Genomic DNA, 1,641 nt, shown 5'->3' with positions numbered 1-1,641 from the left:
CGCCATCGTGATCGACATTGCCTCCCGGTGTGTGGTCGGCTGGCCACCGCCGACCATCTACAGACCGACCTGATCACCGGGGCCCTGCGGACCGGCTGCCGAACCTACCGTCCGGCCGGCCCGGTGATCCTTCATTCCGACCGCGGCTGCCAATGCACCGGCCATGAACTATTCGCCCCGGCAGGCGCGTTCAACATTCGCCGCAGCTGGACGCACCGGTCGATGCTGGGACAACGCCCTCGCCGAATCGTTCTTCTCCACCCTCAAAAACGAACTCGGCGACGGCTGGCCCTGGCCATCCAGAGCCGCAGCCCACACCGCGCTATTCGAGTGGATCGAGAGCTGGTACAACTTGCACCGTCTCCACAGCAGCCTTGGCTACCGCAGCCCCGCAGAATACGAGACTCCCTTGGCGGCCTGACCACCACAGCAAACGTGTCCGCCAAAGCGGAACAAGCTCACTCAAGGGTGTCGTCAGGTCCCTGCCGCGTTGCAGCCGGCGCCAACCCAACGATGTGCGCATGTTCGCCAGCACGCGTCAGATCAGGTGTGCAGGCGGCTGTTCACACCGTCGTGGCTGTCGGCCTGGCCCTCGTCGAACCAGTAGTCACCCGCGGCCAGGTAGCGGAAGGAATGCACGCTCTTGCCGGGCAGAGCGACGGTCACAGCCCTGGACCCGTCCTTGCGGGGCACCAGGATGTGGGTGCCGGGCTGCCAGCCGTTGAAGTCACCCACCACGCTGACCGGGCCGGGAGGCGTGTCGGCGGGCAGGACGAACGTGACCCGGGTGCGGTCCTTGAGCTGCTTGCGTTCCAGCACGGAAATGACTCCTGGCGGCAGGGAGGGGTGGTCGCGAGCCATCATCCGACCCGTGCCCTGTACCGGCGGGCGGACGCGGCCGCGGCCAGGTCTTTCTTCACCCGCTCGGCATGCTGCCCACGCCGACTCCGCACGGCCGAAGCTCTTGCTTCCGGGCGGCTGCAAGTCGTGCGTACGGCGGTCTGCGCGGCGCAGGTTCCGACTGGGCCGGACCCCGGTCTGTGTACTCCCACTCGGCACACCCGGCCCGACCCACCGACGTAGGTGAGGCGACGCCGCCCCACTCTGGGCACGCCCACTTGAGCGCCTGTTTCTGAGGCCGTCCGCGCAGGTCAACTTCGCCCAGGTATCTGACACCAGCAATGCCGTCTCCACCCCCGCCATCGCAGTCCACAACGACATCGAATACCTCGCCTACGCCACCACCACCGGCACCTGAAGCCACCCCCCAACTCCACCAGACACAGTTCGCCGACGGAACGCGGGCCACAGCCGACGGCAGGCCCCCAGCGGACAACCACCCCCACCCAGAGTCTGCTACACACAGCCAGCCGGCCGGGGCCAAGGCGCGCAGCGCCGCGCGACACGAGCGACGGAAGGTCCGGTATGCACCGCCCGACACGGGGCGCTCGCACCGGCGCCGGGGCTACGTACGAGCTGAAGTCCGCGGACTGCTGCGCGAGTGGCAGCCCGTCCCCGCCGGCACCCCGGCCAGACCCTCGGCGGTACCGGCCCGTACGCCGGAACGGGACGCACCGGCCGACTGGTGGTCGCCCTGCCAGAGGCTCTGTGGGTGCCCCTGACCCGCGAGTTCCACTGGAC

At 68.7% G+C, this 1,641-nt stretch carries 2 protein-coding genes; one reads left to right on the top strand and one right to left on the bottom strand.

What is annotated here, in order from left to right:
• Nucleotides 1–163: 163 nt before the first annotated feature.
• Nucleotides 164–421: an integrase core domain-containing protein gene (locus ACFXGI_RS38670; RefSeq protein ID WP_384717767.1), complete on the top strand. Its 258-nt coding sequence runs from the start codon at nt 164–166 to the stop codon at nt 419–421.
• A 122-nt stretch (nt 422–543) separates the two neighbouring features.
• Here the strand turns inward: ACFXGI_RS38670 and ACFXGI_RS38665 are convergent, their stop codons facing one another.
• Entirely contained in the window at nt 544–819 is a 276-nt protein-coding gene (locus tag ACFXGI_RS38665; RefSeq protein ID WP_384717764.1) for an isoamylase early set domain-containing protein, read from the bottom strand.
• Nucleotides 820–1,641: the final 822 nt, after the last annotated feature.

Source organism: Streptomyces sp. NPDC059355, from assembly GCF_042752335.1.
In the GTDB taxonomy this organism is placed as follows: Bacteria; Actinomycetota; Actinomycetes; order Streptomycetales; family Streptomycetaceae; genus Streptomyces.
This window is presented reverse-complemented; position numbering and strand designations above follow the sequence as displayed.